The 22,408-nt window shown below is 49.1% G+C and carries 19 protein-coding genes and 3 tRNA genes; 8 read left to right on the top strand and 14 right to left on the bottom strand.

Translation table 11 applies throughout. The features are described 5' to 3' along the window. Window positions 1-27 precede the first annotated feature (27 nt). From nth to folD, 11 genes are all read right to left on the bottom strand, one after another. Entirely contained in the window at window positions 28-678 is a 651-nt protein-coding gene (nth, locus tag ACFQNF_RS00235; protein ID WP_380185214.1) for an endonuclease III, read from the bottom strand. Then, window positions 675-926, bottom strand: coding sequence for a DUF2164 domain-containing protein (locus ACFQNF_RS00230; protein WP_115229050.1), 252 nt, complete (start codon window positions 924-926; stop codon window positions 675-677). The genes nth and ACFQNF_RS00230 overlap by 4 nt, the downstream gene beginning before the upstream one ends. 110 nt (window positions 927-1,036) lie before the next feature. Continuing rightward, window positions 1,037-1,237, bottom strand: a complete 201-nt coding sequence (locus ACFQNF_RS00225) for a hypothetical protein (RefSeq protein WP_380185212.1) — start codon at window positions 1,235-1,237, stop codon at window positions 1,037-1,039. Next, entirely contained in the window at window positions 1,218-1,898 is a 681-nt protein-coding gene (locus ACFQNF_RS00220; protein ID WP_380185211.1) for an electron transport complex subunit E, read from the bottom strand. The genes ACFQNF_RS00225 and ACFQNF_RS00220 overlap by 20 nt, the downstream gene beginning before the upstream one ends. Before the next feature lie 391 nt (window positions 1,899-2,289). Continuing rightward, complete coding sequence (rsxG, locus tag ACFQNF_RS00215; protein ID WP_380185209.1) at window positions 2,290-2,919, bottom strand: electron transport complex subunit RsxG; 630 nt, start codon at window positions 2,917-2,919, stop codon at window positions 2,290-2,292. Window positions 2,920-3,194: 275 nt separating this feature from the next. Next, window positions 3,195-4,211, bottom strand: coding sequence for an RnfABCDGE type electron transport complex subunit D (locus ACFQNF_RS00210; RefSeq protein WP_380185207.1), 1,017 nt, complete (start codon window positions 4,209-4,211; stop codon window positions 3,195-3,197). A 248-nt stretch (window positions 4,212-4,459) separates the two neighbouring features. Further along, entirely contained in the window at window positions 4,460-6,361 is a 1,902-nt protein-coding gene (rsxC, locus tag ACFQNF_RS00205) for an electron transport complex subunit RsxC (protein WP_380185205.1), read from the bottom strand. A 152-nt stretch (window positions 6,362-6,513) separates the two neighbouring features. Further along, window positions 6,514-7,080 carry an electron transport complex subunit RsxB gene (rsxB, locus tag ACFQNF_RS00200; protein WP_380185203.1) on the bottom strand — a complete coding sequence of 189 codons (567 nt, stop codon included), beginning with the start codon at window positions 7,078-7,080 and terminating at the stop codon, window positions 6,514-6,516. 166 nt (window positions 7,081-7,246) lie between these two features. Then, window positions 7,247-7,828 carry an electron transport complex subunit RsxA gene (rsxA, locus tag ACFQNF_RS00195; RefSeq protein ID WP_380185202.1) on the bottom strand — a complete coding sequence of 194 codons (582 nt, stop codon included), beginning with the start codon at window positions 7,826-7,828 and terminating at the stop codon, window positions 7,247-7,249. Window positions 7,829-7,919: 91 nt separating this feature from the next. Continuing rightward, on the bottom strand, window positions 7,920-8,939 hold the full coding sequence (locus tag ACFQNF_RS00190) for a quinone-dependent dihydroorotate dehydrogenase (RefSeq protein WP_380185200.1): 1,020 nt from the start codon (window positions 8,937-8,939) through the stop codon (window positions 7,920-7,922). A gap of 118 nt (window positions 8,940-9,057) precedes the next feature. Continuing rightward, entirely contained in the window at window positions 9,058-9,912 is an 855-nt protein-coding gene (folD, locus tag ACFQNF_RS00185; protein WP_046351386.1) for a bifunctional methylenetetrahydrofolate dehydrogenase/methenyltetrahydrofolate cyclohydrolase FolD, read from the bottom strand. A gap of 292 nt (window positions 9,913-10,204) precedes the next feature. On the opposite strand from folD, the gene ACFQNF_RS00180 reads away from it, so the two are divergent. The 3 genes from ACFQNF_RS00180 (at window position 10,205) to ACFQNF_RS00170 (ending at window position 10,598) form a co-directional block, all read left to right on the top strand. Continuing rightward, window positions 10,205-10,281 (top strand) — tRNA-Pro (locus ACFQNF_RS00180). 82 nt (window positions 10,282-10,363) lie between these two features. Next, window positions 10,364-10,440 (top strand) — tRNA-Arg (locus tag ACFQNF_RS00175). An 82-nt stretch (window positions 10,441-10,522) separates the two neighbouring features. Then, window positions 10,523-10,598, top strand: a tRNA-His gene (locus tag ACFQNF_RS00170). Between the two features lie 69 nt (window positions 10,599-10,667). Here the strand turns inward: ACFQNF_RS00170 and ACFQNF_RS00165 are convergent. Then, window positions 10,668-11,249 (bottom strand): DVUA0089 family protein, encoded by a 582-nt coding sequence (locus ACFQNF_RS00165; protein WP_380185198.1) that lies wholly within the window; start codon window positions 11,247-11,249, stop codon window positions 10,668-10,670. 397 nt (window positions 11,250-11,646) lie between these two features. Here ACFQNF_RS00165 and ACFQNF_RS00160 point away from each other — a divergent pair, with 397 nt between their 5' ends. Both ACFQNF_RS00160 and sbcB read left to right on the top strand, forming a co-directional pair. Next, the gene (locus tag ACFQNF_RS00160) at window positions 11,647-12,681 is read left to right on the top strand and encodes a TIGR03790 family protein (RefSeq protein WP_380185196.1); all 1,035 of its coding nucleotides are present in this window, start codon (window positions 11,647-11,649) and stop codon (window positions 12,679-12,681) included. A gap of 72 nt (window positions 12,682-12,753) precedes the next feature. Continuing rightward, on the top strand, window positions 12,754-14,190 hold the full coding sequence (gene sbcB, locus ACFQNF_RS00155; RefSeq protein ID WP_380185194.1) for an exodeoxyribonuclease I: 1,437 nt from the start codon (window positions 12,754-12,756) through the stop codon (window positions 14,188-14,190). A gap of 210 nt (window positions 14,191-14,400) precedes the next feature. Here sbcB and ACFQNF_RS00150 read toward each other — a convergent pair whose 3' ends face one another. Beyond that, window positions 14,401-16,026 (bottom strand): methyl-accepting chemotaxis protein, encoded by a 1,626-nt coding sequence (locus tag ACFQNF_RS00150; RefSeq protein WP_380185193.1) that lies wholly within the window; start codon window positions 16,024-16,026, stop codon window positions 14,401-14,403. A gap of 430 nt (window positions 16,027-16,456) precedes the next feature. Between ACFQNF_RS00150 and ACFQNF_RS00145 the strand changes: the two genes are divergently transcribed. The 3 genes from ACFQNF_RS00145 to ACFQNF_RS00135 all read left to right on the top strand — a co-directional run bounded on the left by ACFQNF_RS00145 (window position 16,457) and on the right by ACFQNF_RS00135 (window position 21,061). After that, window positions 16,457-18,088 (top strand): NAD+ synthase, encoded by a 1,632-nt coding sequence (locus ACFQNF_RS00145; RefSeq protein WP_380185192.1) that lies wholly within the window; start codon window positions 16,457-16,459, stop codon window positions 18,086-18,088. Window positions 18,089-18,172: 84 nt separating this feature from the next. Then, window positions 18,173-19,189, top strand: a complete 1,017-nt coding sequence (locus ACFQNF_RS00140) for an AI-2E family transporter (protein WP_380185191.1) — start codon at window positions 18,173-18,175, stop codon at window positions 19,187-19,189. A gap of 99 nt (window positions 19,190-19,288) precedes the next feature. Then, window positions 19,289-21,061, top strand: coding sequence for a GGDEF domain-containing protein (locus ACFQNF_RS00135; protein ID WP_380185189.1), 1,773 nt, complete (start codon window positions 19,289-19,291; stop codon window positions 21,059-21,061). Between the two features lie 15 nt (window positions 21,062-21,076). Here ACFQNF_RS00135 and ACFQNF_RS00130 read toward each other — a convergent pair whose 3' ends face one another. After that, window positions 21,077-22,234 (bottom strand): diguanylate cyclase domain-containing protein, encoded by a 1,158-nt coding sequence (locus ACFQNF_RS00130; protein ID WP_380185187.1) that lies wholly within the window; start codon window positions 22,232-22,234, stop codon window positions 21,077-21,079. Window positions 22,235-22,408: the final 174 nt, after the last annotated feature.

The raw sequence follows: 22,408 nt of genomic DNA, 5'->3' as shown, positions 1-22,408 counted from the left end.
CTACATTATAGCAAAGAGATATTCTATTTACCGCCCCGGTGGCGGGGTGATTTGTTTGGATTTGTAATCGCACACATCATTCACCATACAGCTCCAGCACTCGGGCTTACGCGCTTTGCATACGTAGCGGCCGTGCAGGATAAGCCAGTGATGGGCGTTGAGTTTGAATTCGTTGGGAGTCACTTTTAGCAGCTTTTCTTCGACGACTTTCACATCTTTACCCGGCGCTAAACCGGTGCGATTGGATACGCGGAAAATATGGGTATCGACGGCAATAGTCGGTACACCAAACGCGGTATTCATCACCACATTGGCGGTTTTTCGGCCGACCCCAGGCAGGGCTTCAAGCGATGCTCTGTCTTGCGGTACTTTGCTGCCGTGCAAATCGATCAGCATCTGACAGGTTTGCAGCAGGTGCTTGGCCTTGCTGTGGTAGAGGCCGATGGTGGCGATATAGGATTCAAGCCCCTCCACCCCCAGTGCCAGAATACTTTCGGGGGTGTTGGCAACGGGGAACAAACGCTTGGTGGCCTTGTTAACGCCCACATCGGTGGCCTGAGCCGATAGCAAGACGGCCGTGAGCAGCTCAAATGGCGTGCTGTAGTTCAGCTCGGTAGTGGGATTGGGGTCTAAATCGGCAAGGCGCTGATAAAAAATGCGCCGGGTTTCTTTATTCATTTTTTATTCCAGAAATTCATTTCTGGCTCAAAACAAGTGCCCGGCATATCCAGCGCTTTGTCTTGCATATAGGCCTGCGCATCAGCGATGGCCTGGTTGTAAACACTAGGGCCGATTTCCTGCATAAAGAAATCTAATAATTGCGCCGCCTGCAAACCACCAATCGGCTCATCCATATTTGCATCAAAATAACGGCGAATCGATTTCACCAATAATGCTTCTGCTTCTTTAGATATTTTTAATGCCATGGGATACCTGTTTATGTTAATTAAAAAAACCATCGTAGGGCGGGCACGATTTTGTGCCCACAGATTAGCGGAGATTTATTAAGACGCGTGGGCACAAAATCGTGCCCACCCTACATATCATTATCCGGCGTCTCATCCCACTCATCCCAAGGTGCACTCATCACTTGGTAGTAGTAATACATCGCCACTACAAAGACGACGACGCCCAAAACCAGCACCGCCAGCTTGCCCCAAAATCCCATGCTCATCAGCCACCAAACCAAGCAGGCCAACAGCAGATAGGCCAGCCACTCAGTGATTCGGCACAGCATTGGGTAGCCGTTCAAGTTGCGCCTTGGCGGCAGCTCTTTTATCCATCGCGGTTTTGCCTGCAATCAATAGCCCAAGGCCGATAAATGCGCCGGGGGGAAGGATGGCGAGTAGAAACTGATAATGCATATCGGCGGGAATAATATAAATCGTCCATGCTTTGGCGGCGGGGCCAAACACCAGATCGATGCCAGAGAGCAGCGTGCCCTTGCCCACCAGCTCGCGCATCCCGCCCAATACTGCCAGCACCATCGTCAGACCAATCCCCATAAAGAAACCATCGAGGGCCGAATCCCAAACACTATTGCGGGAGGCAAAGGCTTCGGCACGGGCCAGCACGATGCAATTGGTGGTAATCAGCGGAATAAAAATCCCCAGCACCACATAAAGACCATGGGCGTAGGCGTTGAACAGCAAATCAACCACGGTAACCAGCGCGGCGATAATCAGAATAAAAATCGGGCTGCGTAATTCATTGGGCACAAATTGCCGGATCGCAGCAATAGCTGCGCCAGAAAGCAGCATCACCAAACTCGTCGCCAAGCCCAGCGACACGCCATTCACAATATTGCTGGAAACCACCAACACGGGGCACATGCCTAAAACCTGCACCAACCCCGCATTCTGCTTCCAGATGCTATTACTGATAATTTCTTTGCTCACTTGCTGCTCCAAACATGACGCAATTAAAACTGCAAATCTAAAGGGAAAATCTAATACAGATCTGTAGACACAGAGAACGGGAAGGACACAGAGCACACTGAGAAAACCTAAAGAAAGTGTAGATCTTCACTGCGAAACGCGATGTCCCTGTCAGCCTGCACGGACATCAAGTTAAGACAAAAACAGAACAAAAAAGCTGATTTTTATAGGGTGTGCAAGTCGTTTTTCTTGCGCACCGTTTTTCGGTGCGCAACGACTACGTCGTTGTACACCCTATAATTGCCGATTTGCTCTATAACAAAGACTTTAGTGATACCTATAGCGGCCATAAAAACGACCCACCCTTAATGACTTTTCTCAGTGAGCTCTGTGTTCTCATTTAGCTCTGTGTCTACAGACTTTTTTTCCAAACGTCAGGCTTGCTGGCCACGTATTCCAGTACTCGTTTTACCGCTGCGGTCACGGCTCGCGGGCTGATGGTGGCGCCTGCCATATAGTCAAAGCCACCACCGTCTTTTTTAACTTTCCATGCTGCTGCATTCTGGGCGTTCAGCTCTTTGCCTTTAAATTGCTCTATCCAGGACGATTTGGCTGCGTCGATATAATCCCCCAGCCCCGGCGTTTCCTTATGCGCCACGACGCGCACGCCCAGCACTTGGCCGTCGATATCCACGCCAACCAGTAATTTAATTTTGCCCGCATAGCCATCTGGTGCTGTGGCTTCAAATACCGCAGCAACGGTTTTACCAGCTTTTTTTGCTAGGTAAAAAGAGCTGTCGCCATCATTACCTAAGGCTTTGCCATCCGCTGCCGACAAGGCATGAGCGTCTTGCAGCAGATTGTTATCAAAGCTTTTGGCGGGCAATACTTGGGCAATCAGCGCCACCTTGGCTTTTTCTTCATTAAACAAGACTTTCTTGCGAGTCAGCTGATAAGTGCCCGCCATTAAGGCCGTAAACACCACCGCAAACAAAAACAGCGTCGCCGCACCACGCACCCCATTGGCAAACATGGTTTTCATTTATTTCTCCAAAATAGATGCAAACAACCCACACCTTGAACCACGGAGGACACAGAGGACACAGAGAACACAGAGAACACGGAGTTGCACGGAGAAAAAAATCCTATTTATAACGGTCAGGTTCATTATAAAAACTCGCTGTTTAAACGCATGAGACATATAAGTGGTATGAAATAAAACGCCTCAGAGGCTCTCTTATGTTTACTCCGTAAATCGGTTTTCTCCGTGTAACTCTGTGTCCTCCGTGCTCTCCGTGGTTCAAGGTTTGGGTTTGTTTATTTCGCTTTACGTCCAAAGACCGGGGGTTGGGTGTATTGGTCGATAAAGGGCGTGGCGATATTCATGATTAATACTGCAAATGCCACACCATCCGGATAAGCCCCAAACACGCGGATCATATAGGTCAGCACTCCAGCCAAAGCGGCAAAGATAAGCCTGCCGCGTGGTGTGGTTGGCGCGGTAACAGGATCGCTCACAATAAAAAACGCCCCTAAGATGGCCGCGCCACTAAATAGATGAAACCACGGCGGGCTGTAATGGCTAGGGTCCAGACCATAAAACAGCGTGGCTGTAAGCATAAAGGCAGCAAGAAAACCCACAGGGATTTGCCAAGGGATCAGCTTAGACCAAAGCAAATAAAGCCCCCCCAGCAAAAAACCCGCCACGGCCCATTCGCTGCCGACCCCGGCTACAGCGCCAAAAATGGGCTGCTGAAAAATATCGCTTAAAGCATGTTGCTGAAGGAGTGCTGTTTTAACCGTATCCAGTGGCGTGGCTGAAGCCATGGCGTCAAAAGCTTGCGGCAGTTGGCCACTAAAAATAGTGATGATCTGAGCTAGACTATCCAGATGCGGCATATCCAGCGGCAAAGGGGCAGCCCAGCGCGACATTTGCGCGGGGAAAGACACAATCATCACCGCAAAACCCACCATGGCCGGGTTAAACGGATTCTGCCCCAAGCCGCCATAGAGATGCTTGGCCAGGCAAATAGCAATTAAAGCAGCCAGCACCACCATCCACCACGGTGCAAGCGGCGGCATAGAGAGTGCCAGCAAAACCGCCGTCACCGCTGCCGATCCATCGCAGATAAAAGGTTTAATCGGATAATTGCGTAGCTTTAAACAAGCAGCCTCAGCCAGCAGGGCCGTGCCCAGAGCCAGCGCAATTTGCACCAGCACGCCCACGCCAAAAGCCCAAGTCAGCGCAATAATCCCCGGCAACAAAGCCGCCGCCACTTTGAGCATGACCACTTGCAAAGGCGTCGGTTTAATAAAAAAGGGCGATGTGTTCATTTGATTCCAAAAAAGTTAAAACTGAGCAAAAACCTAAAATCTGTAGACACAGAGAACACGGAGTAATCGTAGGGTGGGTTAGGCCGTTCTTATGTAGTCATCAAGGAGTTGATCTATTCCGGCCGTAACCCACCATGGCACTGCGCAATGGTGGGTTACGGCCAAGATACGGTAGCGGCGTGTGTTCGGTGCATTTTCTGGCCTAACCCACCCTACAAACTCCCCGCTCTCTGTGTCTACAGGTCTTTTTAACTCACAGCCCCCGGCTCCCCACTCCCCTTCCTTAACGCCGCAGCCGCTTTCGCTGCTTCAATTTCTATTTTTTTTGCCGCCTCCCACTCGCTACGCTCTTCCGGACTCATCGCGGCAATTCTGGCTCTTTCTTCACGGCGCTTATCAAGAATTTCCTTGGTGCGGTCGGTTTTATCCATGCTGCTGGCAGGCAGGGTTTGCGATGGGGCCATAGGCGGCTCTGGACGAGCTACCGGTACAGCGGCCTCTGCCTCGGCTTTTTTCGCGGCGGCTCTGGCCATTGCTGCGGCAATTTTGGCTTTTTTCTCGGCGGCTAATTGCGCGGCTTGATCCGCGTCGGTTACAGCAACGCCCGCGTCACTGACTGGCGATTCGTTTGCTACCGCCGATTTAGCGATCGCGGCTTTAATCTTGGCTGCACGGATGGCGTCTTCAGGATCATCAGATGCAACAGCTTGTGCTAGTTTTTGCGAGGCTTTGGCGGCAAGGCGCTCGGCTTTTTCTTGTTTCTCACGCTCGGCCCTGAATTCTCTGAACTCAAAACGCTCACGCGCTAAATCGGCGGCGTGTTTGGTTTTTTCAGCGGCCCAGATTTCAGATTTAGCAAAGCGGTAGTAATCCACCAAGCGGATATTGCTGGGGCAAACATAAGCGCAAGCGCCGCATTCGATGCAATCAAACAGATTACGCTCCTGCGCTTTGCCAAAGTTTTTGCTTTTTGCAAACCAGAATAAATCCATCGGTTGCAATTCGGCAGGACAAGCTTCGGCACATTTACTGCAGCGAATACAGGGCATTTCACGCGGCTGCTCAGGGAAATCAGCAGGCGTTTTGGCAATCACACAATTGCCCGCCTTGCTCAGCCCTACTTCCAAAGAAGGCAGCTCAAAGCCCATCATCGGGCCGCCATAGATATAGCCGCTGCTGCCTTTGCCCCCCGCTTCTTTTAAGAGGGCTGCCAGCGGCGTGCCAATCAGCGCCTCGTAATTACCGGGGCGCGCTACATTGCCAGTGATCGTCACTACACGGCGAATCACTGGCTCGGCATGGGCTAAGGCGCAATAAATACTGTGGATGGTGGCGACGTTAAAGCATTGCACGCCCAAATCTGTAGAACGCACGCCGCTTGGTACTTCGATATTGCATAGCAGTTTAATCAGCTGCTTGGCACCGCCCGATGGATACAGCGTGGACACTTGCACCACTTCAATGGCCGCAACCGCCTGGCTGCGGCTGGCTTTAATCGCATCCCGCAAAGCGGCGGCGGCTTCGGGCTTATTGTCTTCAATGCCAATCAACACTTGCTTGGCATTCAGCAAAGACTGCACCATCAAAATGCCAGCGATAATCTCGGTGGCGCGCTCCCGCATCAGCCTGTCGTCGCAGGTGATATAAGGCTCGCACTCTGCACCATTAATAATCAGCGTATCGAGCTGAGTTTTACTGCTTAACTTAAGATGCGATGGAAACACCGCCCCGCCCAAACCCACCACGCCCATATCGCGCAAATAAGTGCGCACCGCATTGGGCTCTGCATTGCGCCAATCAAATAGTGGGCGTTCCAGCCACTGATCTTTGCCATCTGGGATGAGCACAATGCAGTTGTCGCTTAAGCCCGAAGGATGGGCGATCGAATATAAATCAATAGCTTCAATCCGCCCCGAAGTTGGCGCATGCAAAGCGGCCGAGATCATGCCGTCTGCCGCAGCAATCAACTGGCCTTTTGCCACCTCGTCCCCCACTTTAACCAAGGGTTTGGCTGCGCTGCCTATGCTTTGTTGCAGAGATAAAATCAGCCGCGCCGGTAGTGCTGCTGTTCTGATCGGATAATGGCTGGATTCGGCTTTATGCTCGGGCGGATGAACACCGCCATGAAAGGTGATGATTTGCCGATTCATGAGCCACTCGGATGTTTCATAAATTCGCACGATGATCGCGCAGAAATTTGTTCGTAATGCGGATTTTGTGAAGGAGCGGCGTAGTGATTCATACGCCCGACTGAGTAAAACGCCCCAGTACAAACAAAGGGCAAGTGAGGATGGGTGATCATTTATGAAACATCCGAGTGTAACTTGATCGGGATAACAGGATAGCGCCAACGCCAGTTATTCACCGTTGAGCCAAGCGGAACAATATCAATGCAATCCACCGGACAGGGCGCCACACATAGCTCACAGCCCGTGCATTCAGCCGCAATCACGGTATGCAGCTGCTTGGCCGCACCCACGATGGCATCCACCGGACAGGCCTGAATACAGAGCGTACAGCCGATGCAAACGGCTTCGTCAATCAGCGCTACAGATTTAGGTTTTTCTACGCCATTCTCTGCATTTAGCGGCTTAAATTCTTTGCCCAGCAAATCGGCCAGTTTGCGAATGCCATCTTCACCACCCGGCGGGCAACAATTGATATCGGCTTTTTCATTGGCAATCGCCGTGGCATAGGGCTTACAGCCAGGAAAACCACACTGGCCACACTGGGTTTGCGGCAAGATCGCATCAATTTTATCGACTAATGGATCTTCATCAACCTTGAACTTAATCGCAGCAAAACCCAGCACCGCACCCAGCGCCAAAGCAAGAATAGCCATTAACAAAATGGCCAGTAAAAAAGACATAGCTTTCCTAATTTAAAAACGCAGACCTTGAAAAAGATCTGTAGACACAGAGAACGGAAAATTAAACATCAGCACACAGAGAAAACCAAAGGAATGCTTTTCTCTGTGTGCTCTGTGTTCTCCCTGTTCTCTGTGTCTACAGAACTAATTATTAAGGTTCTTAAAATTACCGCACCAAACCAGCGAACCCCATAAACGCTAAGCTCATCAGCCCTGCGGTGATAAATGCCACCGGCGTGCCTTTAAAGAATTCGGGGATATCTGCGCCCTCTAGTCTTTCGCGCATGGCGGCAAATAGGATCAGTACCAAGCTAAAACCCACTGCCGAGCCAAAGCCAAATAATAGCGACTCAACAAAGTTATATTTTTGCGCCGAGCTAATCAAAGGCACGCCCAATACCGCGCAATTGGTGGTGATCAAGGGCAGATAAATCCCCAGCGCTTGGTAAAGAACAGGGCTGGCTTTATGAATAAACATCTCGGTAAATTGCACAATCGCGGCAATCACCACAATAAAAGCAAGGGTGCGCAAATATTCCAGCTGCCAGAAGATCAATATCTGATCGATCATCCACGATGTGCCTGATGCCAGCGTCAGCACAAAGGCAGTGGCAAGGCCCATGCCGATCGATGCTTCCAGCTTTTTAGACACGCCCATAAACGGGCACAGCCCCAAAATACGCACCAGCACCACATTATTAACCAGCACCGCGCCCAGAAGCAGCAGTAAATAGTGTTGAAAATCCATGATTTAAAATCTCTCCGTAGGACGGGGCAAGCCGTCATTAAACTCAATTGCTAAAGTGGCGGCTTGTGCCGCCCTACGGTTTTTTATCTGCTTACAAAGCGGCAATCGCCTCAACGCAATCACTCACCATTTGCGGGCCTTCGTAAATCAGCCCGCTATACACTTGCACTAGGCTTGCACCTGCGCGGATTTTGTCGCAGGCGTGTTCGCCCTTGAAAATCCCACCCACACCAATAATAGGCAAAGCACCATCTAGGGCCTCGGCTAGATCACGAATCACCTTGGTTGATTTGGCCCGCACCGGCGCGCCGGACAAACCACCCGCTTCTTGGCCGTGTTTTAGATGCTCTACGCCAACGCGGGATAAGGTGGTGTTACTGGCAATCACAGCATCGATGCCGCTGGCCACTAGGCGCTCGGCGATATCCTGAACTTGATTGCTATCTAAATCGGGCGCTATTTTGAGGGCAAGGGGCACATAGCGGCCATGACGATCCGCAAGTTCTGCTTGCTTTTGCTTTAAAGCCGTCAGCAAACGACCTAACTCATCCGCGCCTTGTAGCTGGCGCAAGTTCTTGGTATTAGGGCTGGAAATATTGACCGTGACATAGCTGGCGTGTTCGTACACTTTATCTAAGCAGATTAGATAATCATCAGCGGCGTTCTCGATTGGTGTGTCCGCATTTTTGCCGATATTGATCCCCAAAATGCCCTGATAATTGCTGTTTTTAACATTCTCGATCAGCTTATCCACGCCATCATTATTAAAACCCATACGGTTAATAATGCCCTCGGCTTCCGGCAGGCGAAACAAACGCGGCTTAGGATTGCCCGGCTGTGGGCGCGGCGTGATGGTGCCTATTTCTAAAAAACCAAAACCCAGCTCGGCCATGGCATCAATATGATCGCCATTTTTATCTAAGCCCGCAGCAAGGCCAACTGGATTAGGAAAATCCAAGCCCATCACAGAAACAGGGCATGCAGGCACAGTAGGCGTAAACGAGCGCAAAAACCCCAGGCTATGCAAGGCATGCAAGCCGGTAAACGCAGCTGCGTGGGCTTTTTCGGCGTCGAGTAAAAAGAGGAAAGGTTTAGCAAGCTGATAAGACATGGGGCAGGAGATCCGGCAATTGATGGGCAAAACTGCGCCTAAGACGCGGCTTGTCACCCCTTTCTGCCATGCACACCGCACAGCAGAAAAGAGTTAGATTAGATCAAAAAAAAGCGCTTTAACCCTTGCGATTTACACAAGCATCAAAGGTGTTTTGCATCAGAGTCGCCACGGTCATCAAGCCCACACCACCCGGCACCGGGGTAATCCACGCGGCTTTTTCTTTAGCCACGTCAAATTCAACGTCACCACAAAGCTTGCCGTTTTCTAAACGATTGATACCCACGTCGATCACAATCGCGCCCGCCTTAATCCAGTCACCCTTTACAAAATTAGGGATGCCTACGCCAGCCACCACAATATCTGCGCCACGTACTTTGCTTTCTAAGTCTTGCGTTTTGCTATGGCAGATGGTGACAGTAGCGCGTGCCAGTAAAAGCTCTAAAGCCTGCGGGCGACCCACGATATTAGATGCGCCCACGATGACAGCGTCTTTACCAACGATATCAATTCCGGTGCGCTCTAATAAAGTCATCACACCGCGTGGGGTACACGGGCGCAGCAAAGGCATTTTTAAAGCAAGACGGCCAATATTATAAGGATGGAAACCATCCACATCTTTTACTGGGTCGATCAGCTCGATCACTTTCTCTGCATTAATATGTTTTGGTAAAGGCAGTTGTACCAAGATGCCATCGATCTCGTCGTCTTGATTAAACTTAGCCACCAAGGCCAATAAATCAGCTTCAGACGTATCCGCTGGTAAATCGATATCAATAGAGCGAATCCCCGCATTAGCGCACTGACGCTTCTTATTACCTACATAGACTTGGGAAGCAGGGTCTGCCCCAACCAAAATTACGGCAAGTGCAGGAGCACGTAAGCCACTTGCCACACGGGCATCTACTTTGGCGCGAACATCACTAACAATTTCGGCCGAAATGATTTTTCCGTCGAGAATTTGGGCTGTCATGGGTAAAACTCCTGCTGTTTCTATCGCAAAAAACGCATTTTCTCATGCAAAAGCATCTAGCCCAAACATTTCCTACATATTTTTCTAAGTGGGCGCTGTTTAACTAACTAGGAAATATCAAAATATTTAGCCTATAGTTTAAATATTTTTCAAAACAAAAATCATCTTAAAAAACAATAGTTAGCGTAAGAATCAAGCCATTTTATAGACAACTTATGCCACACTCCCCAGAAAAAAGATCACGAAGGTGCTTGACGCCAAAAAGCTTGCACAGTATATTGCGTCCTCTGTTCGGGGCGTAGCGCAGCCCGGTAGCGCATCTGCTTTGGGAGCAGAGGGTCGTGAGTTCGAATCCCACCGCCCCGACCAGAACTTATCCTTATACGATAAGTTGTTTTAAAGTAAGAACTTATTCACCCAGATAAGTAGATTTATAGTACGGTTGTACAGTGTGCCCGTAGCTCAACTGGATAGAGCAACGGCCTTCTAAGCCGTAGGTTACAGGTTCGATTCCTGTCGGGTGCGCCAAGTGTGTGATCGACTATTAAAACGAACCAAGATTTTAGTTTTAGACTTGTAGTATATTAAGTCTTGAACGCACCGCTCAGCGGTGGCTGTAGCTCAGTTGGTAGAGTCCAGGATTGTGATTCCTGTTGTCGTGGGTTCGAGCCCCATCAGCCACCCCAGTAAGAAAGCAAAAAGCCCATCCGCAAGGTTGGGCTTTTTGCTTTGCTGCGTTTCAATCAAATACAGGCTTAAGCTGCAGTTTTACGGCGGCGGGCTACTCCTAATAATCCGAGCAAGCCCATGCCCATTAGGGCATATGTTTCTGGCTCAGGTACCGGAGTTACGGAATCCACTCCGCTTAAATGTACGCTCCAGTTTTTGCCCATATTGCGGTTATTTGCTGGCTGAACCCAATCTTCCAGACGAATTGGAGCCTGATTGTCGTATGCAAAGCCACTGCTCAGTGCTGAGCCACGAGCACTATTATTATATGTGGCGATCGTAAACAGATATTCACCAGCGCCCAGAGTTGTAAATTTCAAACCAGAATCAAAGCGGGTTTGGCCCGGAGCAATGGTTGCATCATCATCATTCTGCCCCAGTAAACTCCATACTGAGCCTTCCTTTTTCCATACGGCAGTAACCGGATCAAAATTTGTACCGTCGCGGAATGAATCTGTCCAGACTTTTACGTTTGTATTTGCTTGATTCAAGGTAAAGCCAAGCTTCACAACGTCTTTGTGGTAATTGATACTTCCACTGAAATCAAAAACTGCAGCGTGTGAAACGGATGAAATAAATAGTGTTGCTAGTGCTAGTTTTTTCAGCATGCCAGATCCCCTAAAAAAATTTAGAAAAATAATTTTACAGAACAAGAAAGCTAACACAAAACTTCAAGTAATTCACAAAAATGAATATAAGAATTATTGTATATAATAAAAATCAAACACTTAATTTCAAGAAAACAAAAACACCTAGCAAACCTCGTTCATTTATTTTTATAGAAAAACAAACTGTAAAATTGCCTTTTAACATTTAAAAATATCAATTAAAAAAAATTAAATCATTAAACAAAAAAACAAATAATTTTTAAAAAAAAAGTAAATTATTAATGTTTTTGTTGTATAAAAACACACAACGCCTGTGTCGGACTCAGTTGTAAAACAAACTGGTATTCGTACTTTGCATGGCTTAACATCCTGTCATCCAAAGATCAGGACCCTGCTTGTGAAGCTTCTCTTCGGCCTTATCTCTCTCTTTCTTTCTGCCTCACTCTGGGCTGCCGCGCCTAAGCCGCCTTTTTATCAGCTCAGCGCCAGGCAGCTAGCCGTAGTCGTGAATCGTAATGATCCCTTATCGGCCGAAATTGCGCGTTACTACGCAGAAAAACATGGTTTAAAGCCTGAGCAGATTTTTCAAATTAGCCTACCCACAGACCGTAGCTGGATTAGCGAAGGTGAGCTGGCGCAAGCCAAAGCGGAGCTGGATAAAGCACTACCCGCTCATATTCAGGCGCTGGCACTAGCATGGACCAAGCCTTATCGGGTGAATTGCCTGAGTATCACTTATGCCTTTACGCTGGGTTATAAAGAAGGCATTTGTCAGAGCACGGGCAAGCCAACTCCTGCCTCGCCATACTTTAACCACGCCAGCACCCAGCCCTTCAGCGATTTAGGCTTGCGCCCCAGCATGATGCTGGCAGCCAATAATCTGGCAGAAGCTAAAAAATTAATTGATCGCGGCAGCGAGGCTTGGGGGAGCTTTCCGCGGGGCACGGCTTATTATTTAACCACGAGTGATAAAACCCGCAGCGCCAGAGCACCTTTATTCCCGCCCACACAGGCGGTAGAGCGCCCAGCCATTAAGATTGAGAATCTGCACGGCGATGTAATCAGCCATAAAAAAGACGTGCTGATTTATCAAACAGGGCTCACCAAGGTAGATAAGCTGGAGACCTTGCAATTTTTACCTGGCGCACTGGCTGATCACCTGACTTCTTTTGGCGGCATGCTAACCGACAGCAGCCAGATGAGCAGTTTAAAATGGCTGGAAGCGGGCGCTACTGCCAGCTATGGCACGGTGAGCGAGCCTTATTCTTACCCACAAAAATTCCCCCATCCACAGGTTTTGCTTTATCACTATCTGGCGGGTGCCACGGCAGTAGAAGCCTATTGGAAAAGTGTGGAATGGCCTGCGCAAGGGGTATTTATTGGCGACCCGCTAGCCGCGCCGTTTCGTAGCCTTAGCCCGCGCAAGCAATAAATCCCTATTCCTTTAAAGCGCCATGCAAATTCAAAAGCCTTATAATCGAGTTGAGATTCTTTGAGGCTTTATATGCATACCTTTTACTGGCACGATTACGAAACATTTGGCATCAACCCACGTCGTGATCGCCCTTCGCAATTTGCTGGCATTCGCACCGATGCAGAGTTAAATGAAATCGGCGTGCCACTCAATATTTTCTGCAAACCCGCACCTGACTATCTGCCCGATCCTGAATCCTGTCTGCTTACGGGCATTACGCCGCAGCAGTGCCTAGAAAATGGCGTGGATGAATTCGAGTTTGCGGCCCGTATCGAGACCGAGCTAGCTATGCCTAGCACCGTGGCGCTAGGCTATAACTCGATTCGTTTTGACGATGAAGTCACGCGCTTTATGTTTTGGCGCAATCTGATCGAGCCCTATTCACGTGAATGGCAAAATGATTGCAGCCGCTGGGATTTACTCGATGTGGTTCGCACCACCTATGCGCTGCGCCCAGAAGGAATCATCTGGCCCACGCACGACGATGGCCGCCCTTCCTTCAAATTAGAGCATCTCACCCAAGCCAACGGCATCAGCCACGAAGCGGCGCACGATGCGCTATCTGATGTGCGTGCCACCATTGCACTGGCACGGCTGATCCGTGAGAAACAACCCAAGCTATTTGATTTTTGCTTTTCACTGCGTAAAAAAGACAAGGTGCTGGAGCAAATTGGCCTCCGGAGCCATTTAGAGAAGGCCAAACCTTTCCTACATATCAGCGGCATGTTTTCCGCAGAACGCGGCTGCATCGCGCTGGTTTGGCCGCTCGCCATGCACCCCAGCAATAAAAACGAAATCATCGTTTGGGATTTAGCATTTGACCCAAGCGAGATTTTTAGCCTAGATGCAGAAACTATCCGTCTACGTATGTTCAGCAAAACGGCTGATTTACCCGAAGGCGTCACTCGCCTGCCGATTAAAAGCATCCATATTAATAAGTCGCCCATTGTAATTGGCAATCTCAAAACCTTGAGTAGCGAGCGCGCCGCACACTGGAATATCGATGTAGAGCAGGCATTAGCGCACGCCAAAATAGCCGAAACCGCCCCCGATCTAAGCGCCATCTGGCAACAGGTGTTCACCACCGAGCACGCCCAAAATGATGTAGATGAAGATTTATACGGTGGATTTATTGGCAATAACGATAAGCGTCTTTTAGCCAAGCTACGCCACTTTAGCCCCGAAGAGCTGGCTAAGGAGCGAGTGAGCTTTGAAGATAGCCGCCTTGAAGAAGTGTTTTTCCGCTATCGCGCTAGAAACTTCCCACAAAGCCTGAGCCCTGCCGAACTGCGCCGCTGGGAGCAACATCGTGCGGCTAAATTATTCGATGGTGCAGGCGGTGCGCGCACCTTAGAGGCCTTTGGTGACGCGATTGATACACTCTCGGAAAACGTCAACGAGCAGCAGGCTGATATTCTTTCTGCACTCTTTGATTACGCCGAAAGCATTATGCCCGATGAGGAGTAAGGATGAGGAGTAAGGATGAGGAGTATCAAGTTAAGATAAAAGCATCGCAAAAAAGCTGATTTTCATAGCGTGTGCAAGTCGTTTTTCTTGCGCACCGCGCGGTCGTGAGCAACGACTACGTCGTTGTACACCCTATGAAACACCGATTCACTCCATGACAATAGCTTTAGTGATGCCGGTAAGGAGTTAGACGCTAGGAGTTACTAACACCTAATCCCTAGCTCCACCTTGGAAAAAGCCAATATTTTTCTCAAGCACGCTGGCATGTTCCGCTAGCTCTTGAGCGGCGCTACTAAGCGAATCGGCATCGCTGGCGTTGGCTTGGGTACCTTGAGTCAGCTGCTCTACCGAGCTACTAATGCTGTCAATCCCCTGAGCCTGCTCTTGCGAGGCAAAGGAGATTTCCTGAATCAACAAGGAAGTCTTACGAATCGATGGCACGATATCTTCGAGTAACTTACCCGCAGCCTCGGCCTGATTCACGCTATTGGCGGCCAAATCACTAATTTCCTGCGCCGCCAGCTGGCTGCGTTCTGCCAGTTTCCTGACTTCAGAGGCCACCACCGCAAAGCCTTTGCCATTTTCCCCCGCCCTAGCGGCCTCGATGGCAGCGTTCAGTGCCAGTAAATTAGTCTGATACGCAATATCATCAATAATGCCGATTTTCTTGGCAATTTGCCGCATGGCATTGACGGTTTGCTTGACTGCCTCGCCGCCATTTACCGCCGCGCTGGCCGCTTTTCCGGCCATGCCCTCAGTCATTTTGGCATTTTCACTATTTTGGCTGATGGTAAAGTTAATTTCTTTCAATGCACTACTGGTGCTTTCAATACTAACCATTTGCTCTGAAGAGTTTTCCGATAACCGCTGTGCAGAAGCATTCACTTGTGCCGAGGTTAGCGCCAACACACTCGATGTATTCTTAATATCGCCAATCACCAATTTAAAGCGCTGAGTCATTTTATCCAACGCCCCTAGCAAGCTTTGTGTGTGGCTGGCATTAAAATGCACATTCAAATTACCCCCGGCTATTTCCTGCACAATCTGCAGTGCATCTCTAGGCTCGCAGCCTAGCAGACGAATCAAACGATGGTACATCCAGATCAGCACAAGCAATAAACCCACCCCCAGCAAGACAATCATCCCTAGCATGCTATACAAATAAAATTGCTTATCTTGCTCGGCACTCACCACCTGAGCGGCCGTTCTTTTATCCAGCAACACAAAAAACTCGTCTACCGGACGCATGATTTGCGCCTTGTACTGGTGATAAACGGTGTTATGCATTAGATCAGCAGCTAGTTTTAAATCAGGCTCACCCTGCTTGGTAAAACCTCCCGCATCGTCGGCAAAACGGCCCTTCACCGCATTCATCGCAATGGTTTCACTCTTCACCAAGCCATCTGAATTAGCTTGAGCTTCTTTTAGCTTTGCAAATTCGGCATCAGTAAAACCGGACTGCTTCATTAATGTTTGTAACGCAATTAGGTGACTATTAGGCCGAGGCAAGCTATCGCTTACCGCCATAAAATCCCAATAAATACGGTGATATTCCAGAGGGCGAGCTTTTTTGCCGTTACGTATATCGAGCACATCCCAATATTGTTTTTCATATTTAGCATCGCCGCTGATGACATAGCTGCGGGCAAGGCGGGTGAGATCGTCTGAGCTTTGCCTTAGCTCATCTGCTAGTAAATAAGAATTGTAGCGCTGCAATTCCGCCTGACTATGCACATCAGCACTTTGTTTAAGCAGCATAACGATGCTCATTAACACGATAAGCGTCAGCACCACTAATAAGCCAAGCGCCATAAACATACTTTTTACACTGCGCATACAGAAGGGCCCCATTGAGCGATGTGTTCTATTTAAGAATAGAACAGGTTTGCGCTAGAAAAACGCCTAAATACTTTATCCAAGCTGAGTAAGTCCGTATACCAGCATGAAAAAGCCGTTCTCGGCTCAGTAACCACGGTATGGCACGATATAACGATGCCTATAGGTATCAAGTTAGGCTTTTGTCATGCGCCAATAGGCAAGCGACTCATTATCATGTCATTTATAGGGCGCTAATCAAGCCAAGCGTTTTTTGCTTGGCTTGATTAGCGCCGCATGGGGATTGCAAATACACGGCACAATACGTCTAAATAAAGCCTCAGACTTATTGCGCTCTACGGTTTTCGACATAACATCGGCTTAAGTTAATGCGTGCAAGGGCACGATTAAACGGTGTCCACTCTACATCCCCGCTTCTTTCTAGCTTAAAATGGCTTTTTTGCTTCTAGCCGAAACTAACCCGATGAAAATCGCCATTGCCCAGCTCAACTCCCTCGTCGGCGATCTTGCCGGCAATACCGACAAAATCTTTGCAGCGGCTTTGCAGGCCAAGGCCGATGGCGCGGATATTTTGCTCACGCCTGAGCTGGCATTAAGTGGCTACCCGCCTGAAGACCTGTTGCTGCGCCCAGCCTTTTTGGCCGAATGTGCCCAGTGTGTTGGCCGCTTTATTGACGAGCTGGACGGCATCACACTGGTGCTGGGCTATCCGCGCGCCAGTAGTGACGAACGCTTTAACAGCGCGATTGTGATTCGGGATGGCAATGTACTGGGCCGCTACGACAAGCTCTTGCTGCCTAATGATCAGGTGTTTGATGAAGTGCGCTATTTTTCACCCGGCTATTCGCCCTTTGTATTCGAGCAGGATGGCGTACAGATTGGCTTAGCCATTTGTGAAGACATCTGGGATATCGAGCCTGCATCGGCCGCCGATGACGAAGGCGCTGAATTGCTGTTAATTCTGAATGCATCACCCTACAACCAGGCCAAGCAATCCACCCGCCGCGAAGTCGTTGGTCAGCGTGTAGAAGAAACCGGCATGGCGATGGTGTATTGCAATATGATCGGCGGGCAAGACGAGCTGATTTTTGACGGTCAGTCTTTTGCGCTGAATAAATCAGGCGAACTCGTGGCCCAGCTGCCGGCATTTAGCGAGCAAGTCGCCATCGTTGAATACCAAAAAGGCGATTTACAAGCGGCCACCATTACCCCAGATTTAAGCGATGAAGCCAGCGCTTACCAAGCCCTTGTTTTGGGTGTGCAAGACTATATCGGTAAAAATCGCTTCTCCGGTGTGCTCTTGGGTTTATCTGGCGGCATTGATTCGGCGTTGACGCTGGCGATTGCCGTGGATGCGCTAGGTGCAGATAAGGTGCATGCGGTGATGATGCCATCCCGTTACACCGCCGACATCAGCGTCGATGATTCGCGTGAAATGATCAAAATCCTTGGCTGCAAATATTCAGAAATCGAAATCTGGCCAATCTACGAAGCCTTTATGAATGGCCTAGCCGGTGAGTTTGAAGGCACGGCGGCGGATACCACCGAAGAAAATCTACAGGCACGTGCTCGCGGTACGCTCCTGATGGCGCTATCGAATAAATCGGGCAAGCTGGTACTCACCACCGGCAATAAATCCGAAATGACCACAGGTTACGCTACGCTATACGGCGATATGGCGGGTGGCTTTGCGGTACTCAAGGATGTAGCAAAGACACTGGTTTATCGACTTTCCAGCTGGCGCAATACGCAAGGTGTGGTGATTCCAGAGCGCATTATTACTCGCCCCCCCTCGGCGGAACTTCGGCCTGATCAAACCGACCAAGACTCATTACCTGCCTATGAAATTTTAGATGTCATTTTGCAAGCCTATGTAGAAGAAAACCTCAGCCGTGCCGAGATTATCGCCAAGGGCTTTGCCAAGGCCGATGTGGATCGCGTGGTGCATTTGCTGACCATCAATGAATACAAGCGCCGTCAGGCACCGGTAGGCCCACGTATTACCCCCCGCGCTTTTGGCAAAGATTGGCGTATGCCGATTACCAATCGTTTTTCGATGTAGATTTTTGAGGAGTGGGGAGTTGGGAGCAGACCCACTCCCAGCTCCCAATAACTGACACCGCTTTCCCGACCCCCGGATTAAATCATGCTCAAGCTCGACCGCTATGCAGGTATTGCCAGCTATTGCTTAATTGGACTGTTTTTACTCTTAGTGATGCTCAATCACTTACTCCCTGCTTTACTGATAGGTCTGCTGGTTTACGAGCTGGTGGCTCAGGCCGCTCAAGGCCCCTTTATCTCACGCCTGCCTCCCAAACACGCCAAGCCCGTTGCGCTAATTATTTTTTCTGCGGGCATTATCCTGCTGCTGGTGTTAATGGGATTTAGCTTAGCTTCGGTATTTCATGGTGAATCGGCGTCGATGCCCAGCATCATGCGTAAATCAGCAGAAATCGCCGAAGCACTGCATCTGGAGCTTGCCAACTGGCTGCCCGCCTGGATACTGGAAAGCCTTCCACAAGATGTCAGTGCCTGGAAAACAGCGTTCTATCAATGGTCAGATAAACATATTGCCCAATTACAGCAAATGGGCGCGCGCACCGGCCATACGCTGGCACAGATGCTGATTGCAATGGTGATTGGGGCCATGCTGTCTTTGCACCACAATAATAGTGATAAAGCCCCTTTACTCAATGCGCTACAAACACGCTGCTCTCGCTTAGCCGATTCTTTCCGTCAGATTGTATTTGCGCAAGTTCGTATTTCCGCCCTGAATACTTTTTTTACGCTGATTTATCTGGCCATGGTTTTGCCCGCACTCGGTATTTCGCTCCCCCTCACCAAAACCTTAATTGTGATTACGTTTCTGGCAGGTTTATTACCGGTCATTGGTAATCTAATTTCCAATACCGCCATTGTGGCCGTCAGCATGAGTGTCTCTGCTTCTGTGGCAGCAGGCTCACTGGCATTTTTAGTCATTATTCATAAGCTGGAATACTTTTTAAATGCACGGATTGTAGGTGGACGCATACATGCTTTTGCGTGGGAGCTGCTGCTTGCTATGCTGCTAATGGAAGCCATTTTTGGCTTGCCCGGTTTAGTAGCTGCACCTATTTTTTATGCCTATTTAAAACAGGAACTCAAGGCAGCCAACTTGATTTAGCTCATCTAAATTACCGGATGATTCAGGCCAGTCATCTGTAACGCGAACGTAACTCTCCGCTGTTATGCTTACAATTCACGTTGCATATTTGGCTTTATAATGAATGAATCACCTAGCCTAGAATCACTCAGGCACGAACTTGAAAATATTATTAGCCAAAATCAATTAACGGCACTTTTTCAACCTATCGCATCCACCCGGGATGGCGAAATTTTTGGCTATGAAGGGCTCATTCGTGGCCCTTCTTCCAGCTTTTTACACTCCCCCATTAATCTTTTTCGCACAGCAGAAGAGCTAGGCTGCCTGCATGCTTTAGATTTTGCATGTCGCAGAGCGGTAATCAATGCCTTTGTGCGGGAAGAATTAGACGGGCGTTTATTTCTAAATGTGATTCCTTCTTGCTTAGCAGAGCAAGACTTTAAGCCGGGCGCAACGCTGGCCTTACTGAATGATGCAGGGTTAGCCCCGCAGCGCGTGGTCATCGAGCTTACCGAAACCCAGCCTACACACGATTACAATCTGCTCAAAGAAGCATTGCTGCATTATCGGGATATGGGCTTTAAAATTGCACTCGATGATTTAGGGGAAGGCTTTTCCTCGCTCAGGCTCTGGTCAGAGCTCAAACCTGAATTTGTCAAAATTGATAAATACTTTATCCAAGGCTTGGCTTGTGACGCGCAAAAACGTCAGTTTGTCAGATCAATTCAGCATATCGCACTCAATACCGGCACCCGTGTCATTGCAGAAGGCATTGAATCTCAGGCTGATTTGCAAGTCGTACAAAACATCGGCATTGGCTATGTACAAGGCTATTTTATTGCCCTGCCCAATGCGCATCCGCCAAGACAGCTCAATCTTAATCTGCAAGAAAAAGATTACCGCCCAAGCCTGCTTAAAGCGCAAACAGCAGGCCAATTATTAGTTGAAGTGCCCACTGTTTTACCCAAGCAAAGCGGCACAGAAATCTGCCGTATTTTTAGCAAATACCCGCAAATTCATGCGCTACCCGTGATTGATGAGCAGCGCCCTGTTGGCTTATTACGGCGCCATGAAGTGATCGAATTCTTTGGCCGCCCCTTTGCCCACGAGCTCTATGGCAACAAACCCTGCAAGGGACTGATGGATTGCACACCCCTGATTGTAGAGCACTCCACCAGCTTACAAGAGCTCTCCCAACTGGTTACCGCGGCAGATCATCGCCATCTGGCCGATGGCTTTATCATTATTGAACAAGGGCATTATCTGGGCATGGGCACAGGCCATGACTTAATGCGCGCCATTACCGAATTGCAAATTCGCGCAGCACGGCACGCCAATCCGCTGACCCTGCTACCGGGCAATGTGCCTATAGAAGAACAAATAGAGATTTTACTGACCGAACAGCGCTACTTCACCGCAGCCTATATCGATTTAGACCACTTCAAGCCCTACAACGATGTCTATGGTTATGCCTGCGGCGATAAAATGATTCGCATGCTGGGAGAGCTGTTGCTCAGCATTGCCGACCCGCAAATCGACTTTGTTGGCCATATTGGCGGCGATGATTTTATGATTTTATTTCGCTCAACAGACTGGAAACAACGCTGCAAAAGCCTGCTTAAAGAATTTGAGCTGCGGGTGCAAAGCTTGTTTAAGCCGGAGCATATCTTACAAAATGGTTACAGCAGCACCGATCGCCGCGGCGAATTGCAACACTTTCCGCTAAGCAGCTTATCAATTGGTGTGATTGAGGCGCATCAAGATATTTATCTTACCCATCATGAAGTCGCCGCCGCCGCGACTCATGCCAAGCATCTTGCTAAAAGTAAATTGGGCAACAGCTTGTTTGTAGAACAACGCCAAACAGATTACACCGAAGTGCAGATGGCTTAACGCTGCTCCTGCTTCTTATGAATGATTAACTTCATCTGGCTTACGCAAAAAATCCAAAGACCACCCCAGCCCGTACTCTTCATTTGCCAGATTAATTAATGGCGTTAAGCTTGCCAATAAGGAGGGAAGATGCGGGCGCACCTCATCCTGATGCCCTTTATGTAACATCAGCAACGCATCTGCCAGTGGCAATAGAGGCAGGCGATTGATATTCTCATCCGGCATTAAAATCCGGCCATCTCCAACCGAAGCATAAAGACGCGTTATTGCTTTGCTAAATAAAGCCGGGGCCGAATGCGTGTCATCATGCCAGGAGTTTGCGATTGCCACGCTGGCGCTTACTTCCAAACGCTCATCGCGGAAATTAATTCTGGCTGCCGCAACGCCCTGCCGCAAACGCTCGGCCATCACCCGCACTTCACTCAAGGAGGTCCCTGGAGCCACAATTGCAAACTGCGGCCCGTCCACATGAGCCAAAGTATCTTCACGCCGTAATTTAGCCGCCAATAATTTGGCTAATAAATTCAGCATTTGATCAGCCAGCCTATCGCCTAGTTTTTGCTTCAGGGGCTGGTAATTATCAATTTCTAAAAGCAGCAGAGTCACTTCAGAATTGTGGCGCAAAGCATAGGCCATGGATTGCTCCATTTGCAGCATCAGCAAATGCGAGCTAGCTACCCCAGTACTCTTGTCCCTCGTCACCGTCTGCGCCTGCTCTGCACGCGCTAATGCCAATTCACACTGAATCGCCGCCAATTGAATATTAGCTGCCACACGCGCCAGCATTTCACTGCGATCCGTGGATTTGGTAATAAAATCAGTTGCGCCGCATTCAACGCATTTTTGTTTGGTGATATCGTCTTCTTCGCCCGAGATAATAATCACCGGTAATAAATAAAGACGACCATCGCCCGCACTGCGTACCCGGGCCAAAAGGCCCAAGCCATCGAGTACAGGCATGAATAAATCGGAGATCAGCAGCTGAATTGTTTCATCGGCCAACAGGCGCTGCCAGCCCTCCTCGCCATTGGCGGCCTCAACGACATCATAAGCCGCAGCAAGGTGCTTCTTAATTGTTGCGCGGACAATCCGAGAATCATCCACAACAAGAATGCGTGGTAAAGGAAGTTGTTCTGAATCCACTTGCGACATCAATTCATGCTCGTCTTTCATCGTTGATAAAATTTAGCATAAACGCGTCCGCCCTGCCGATATACGGTCAAGAAAGCAGCTATAAATCCTATAAGATTCAAGCCACCCACAGGGCTTAAGACTGATCTAGCTAAGGGAAAAACAGATTAGGCCACACTTCAGATTCTTTTTATTTTTAAACCAACTACTCGCCTC

The sequence above is a fragment of the Iodobacter arcticus genome, assembly GCF_042664895.1.
GTDB lineage: Bacteria > Pseudomonadota > Gammaproteobacteria > Burkholderiales > Chitinibacteraceae > Iodobacter > Iodobacter arcticus.
Note: the sequence above shows the minus strand (reverse complement) of the source record. Positions and strands in the feature narration are given on the sequence as shown.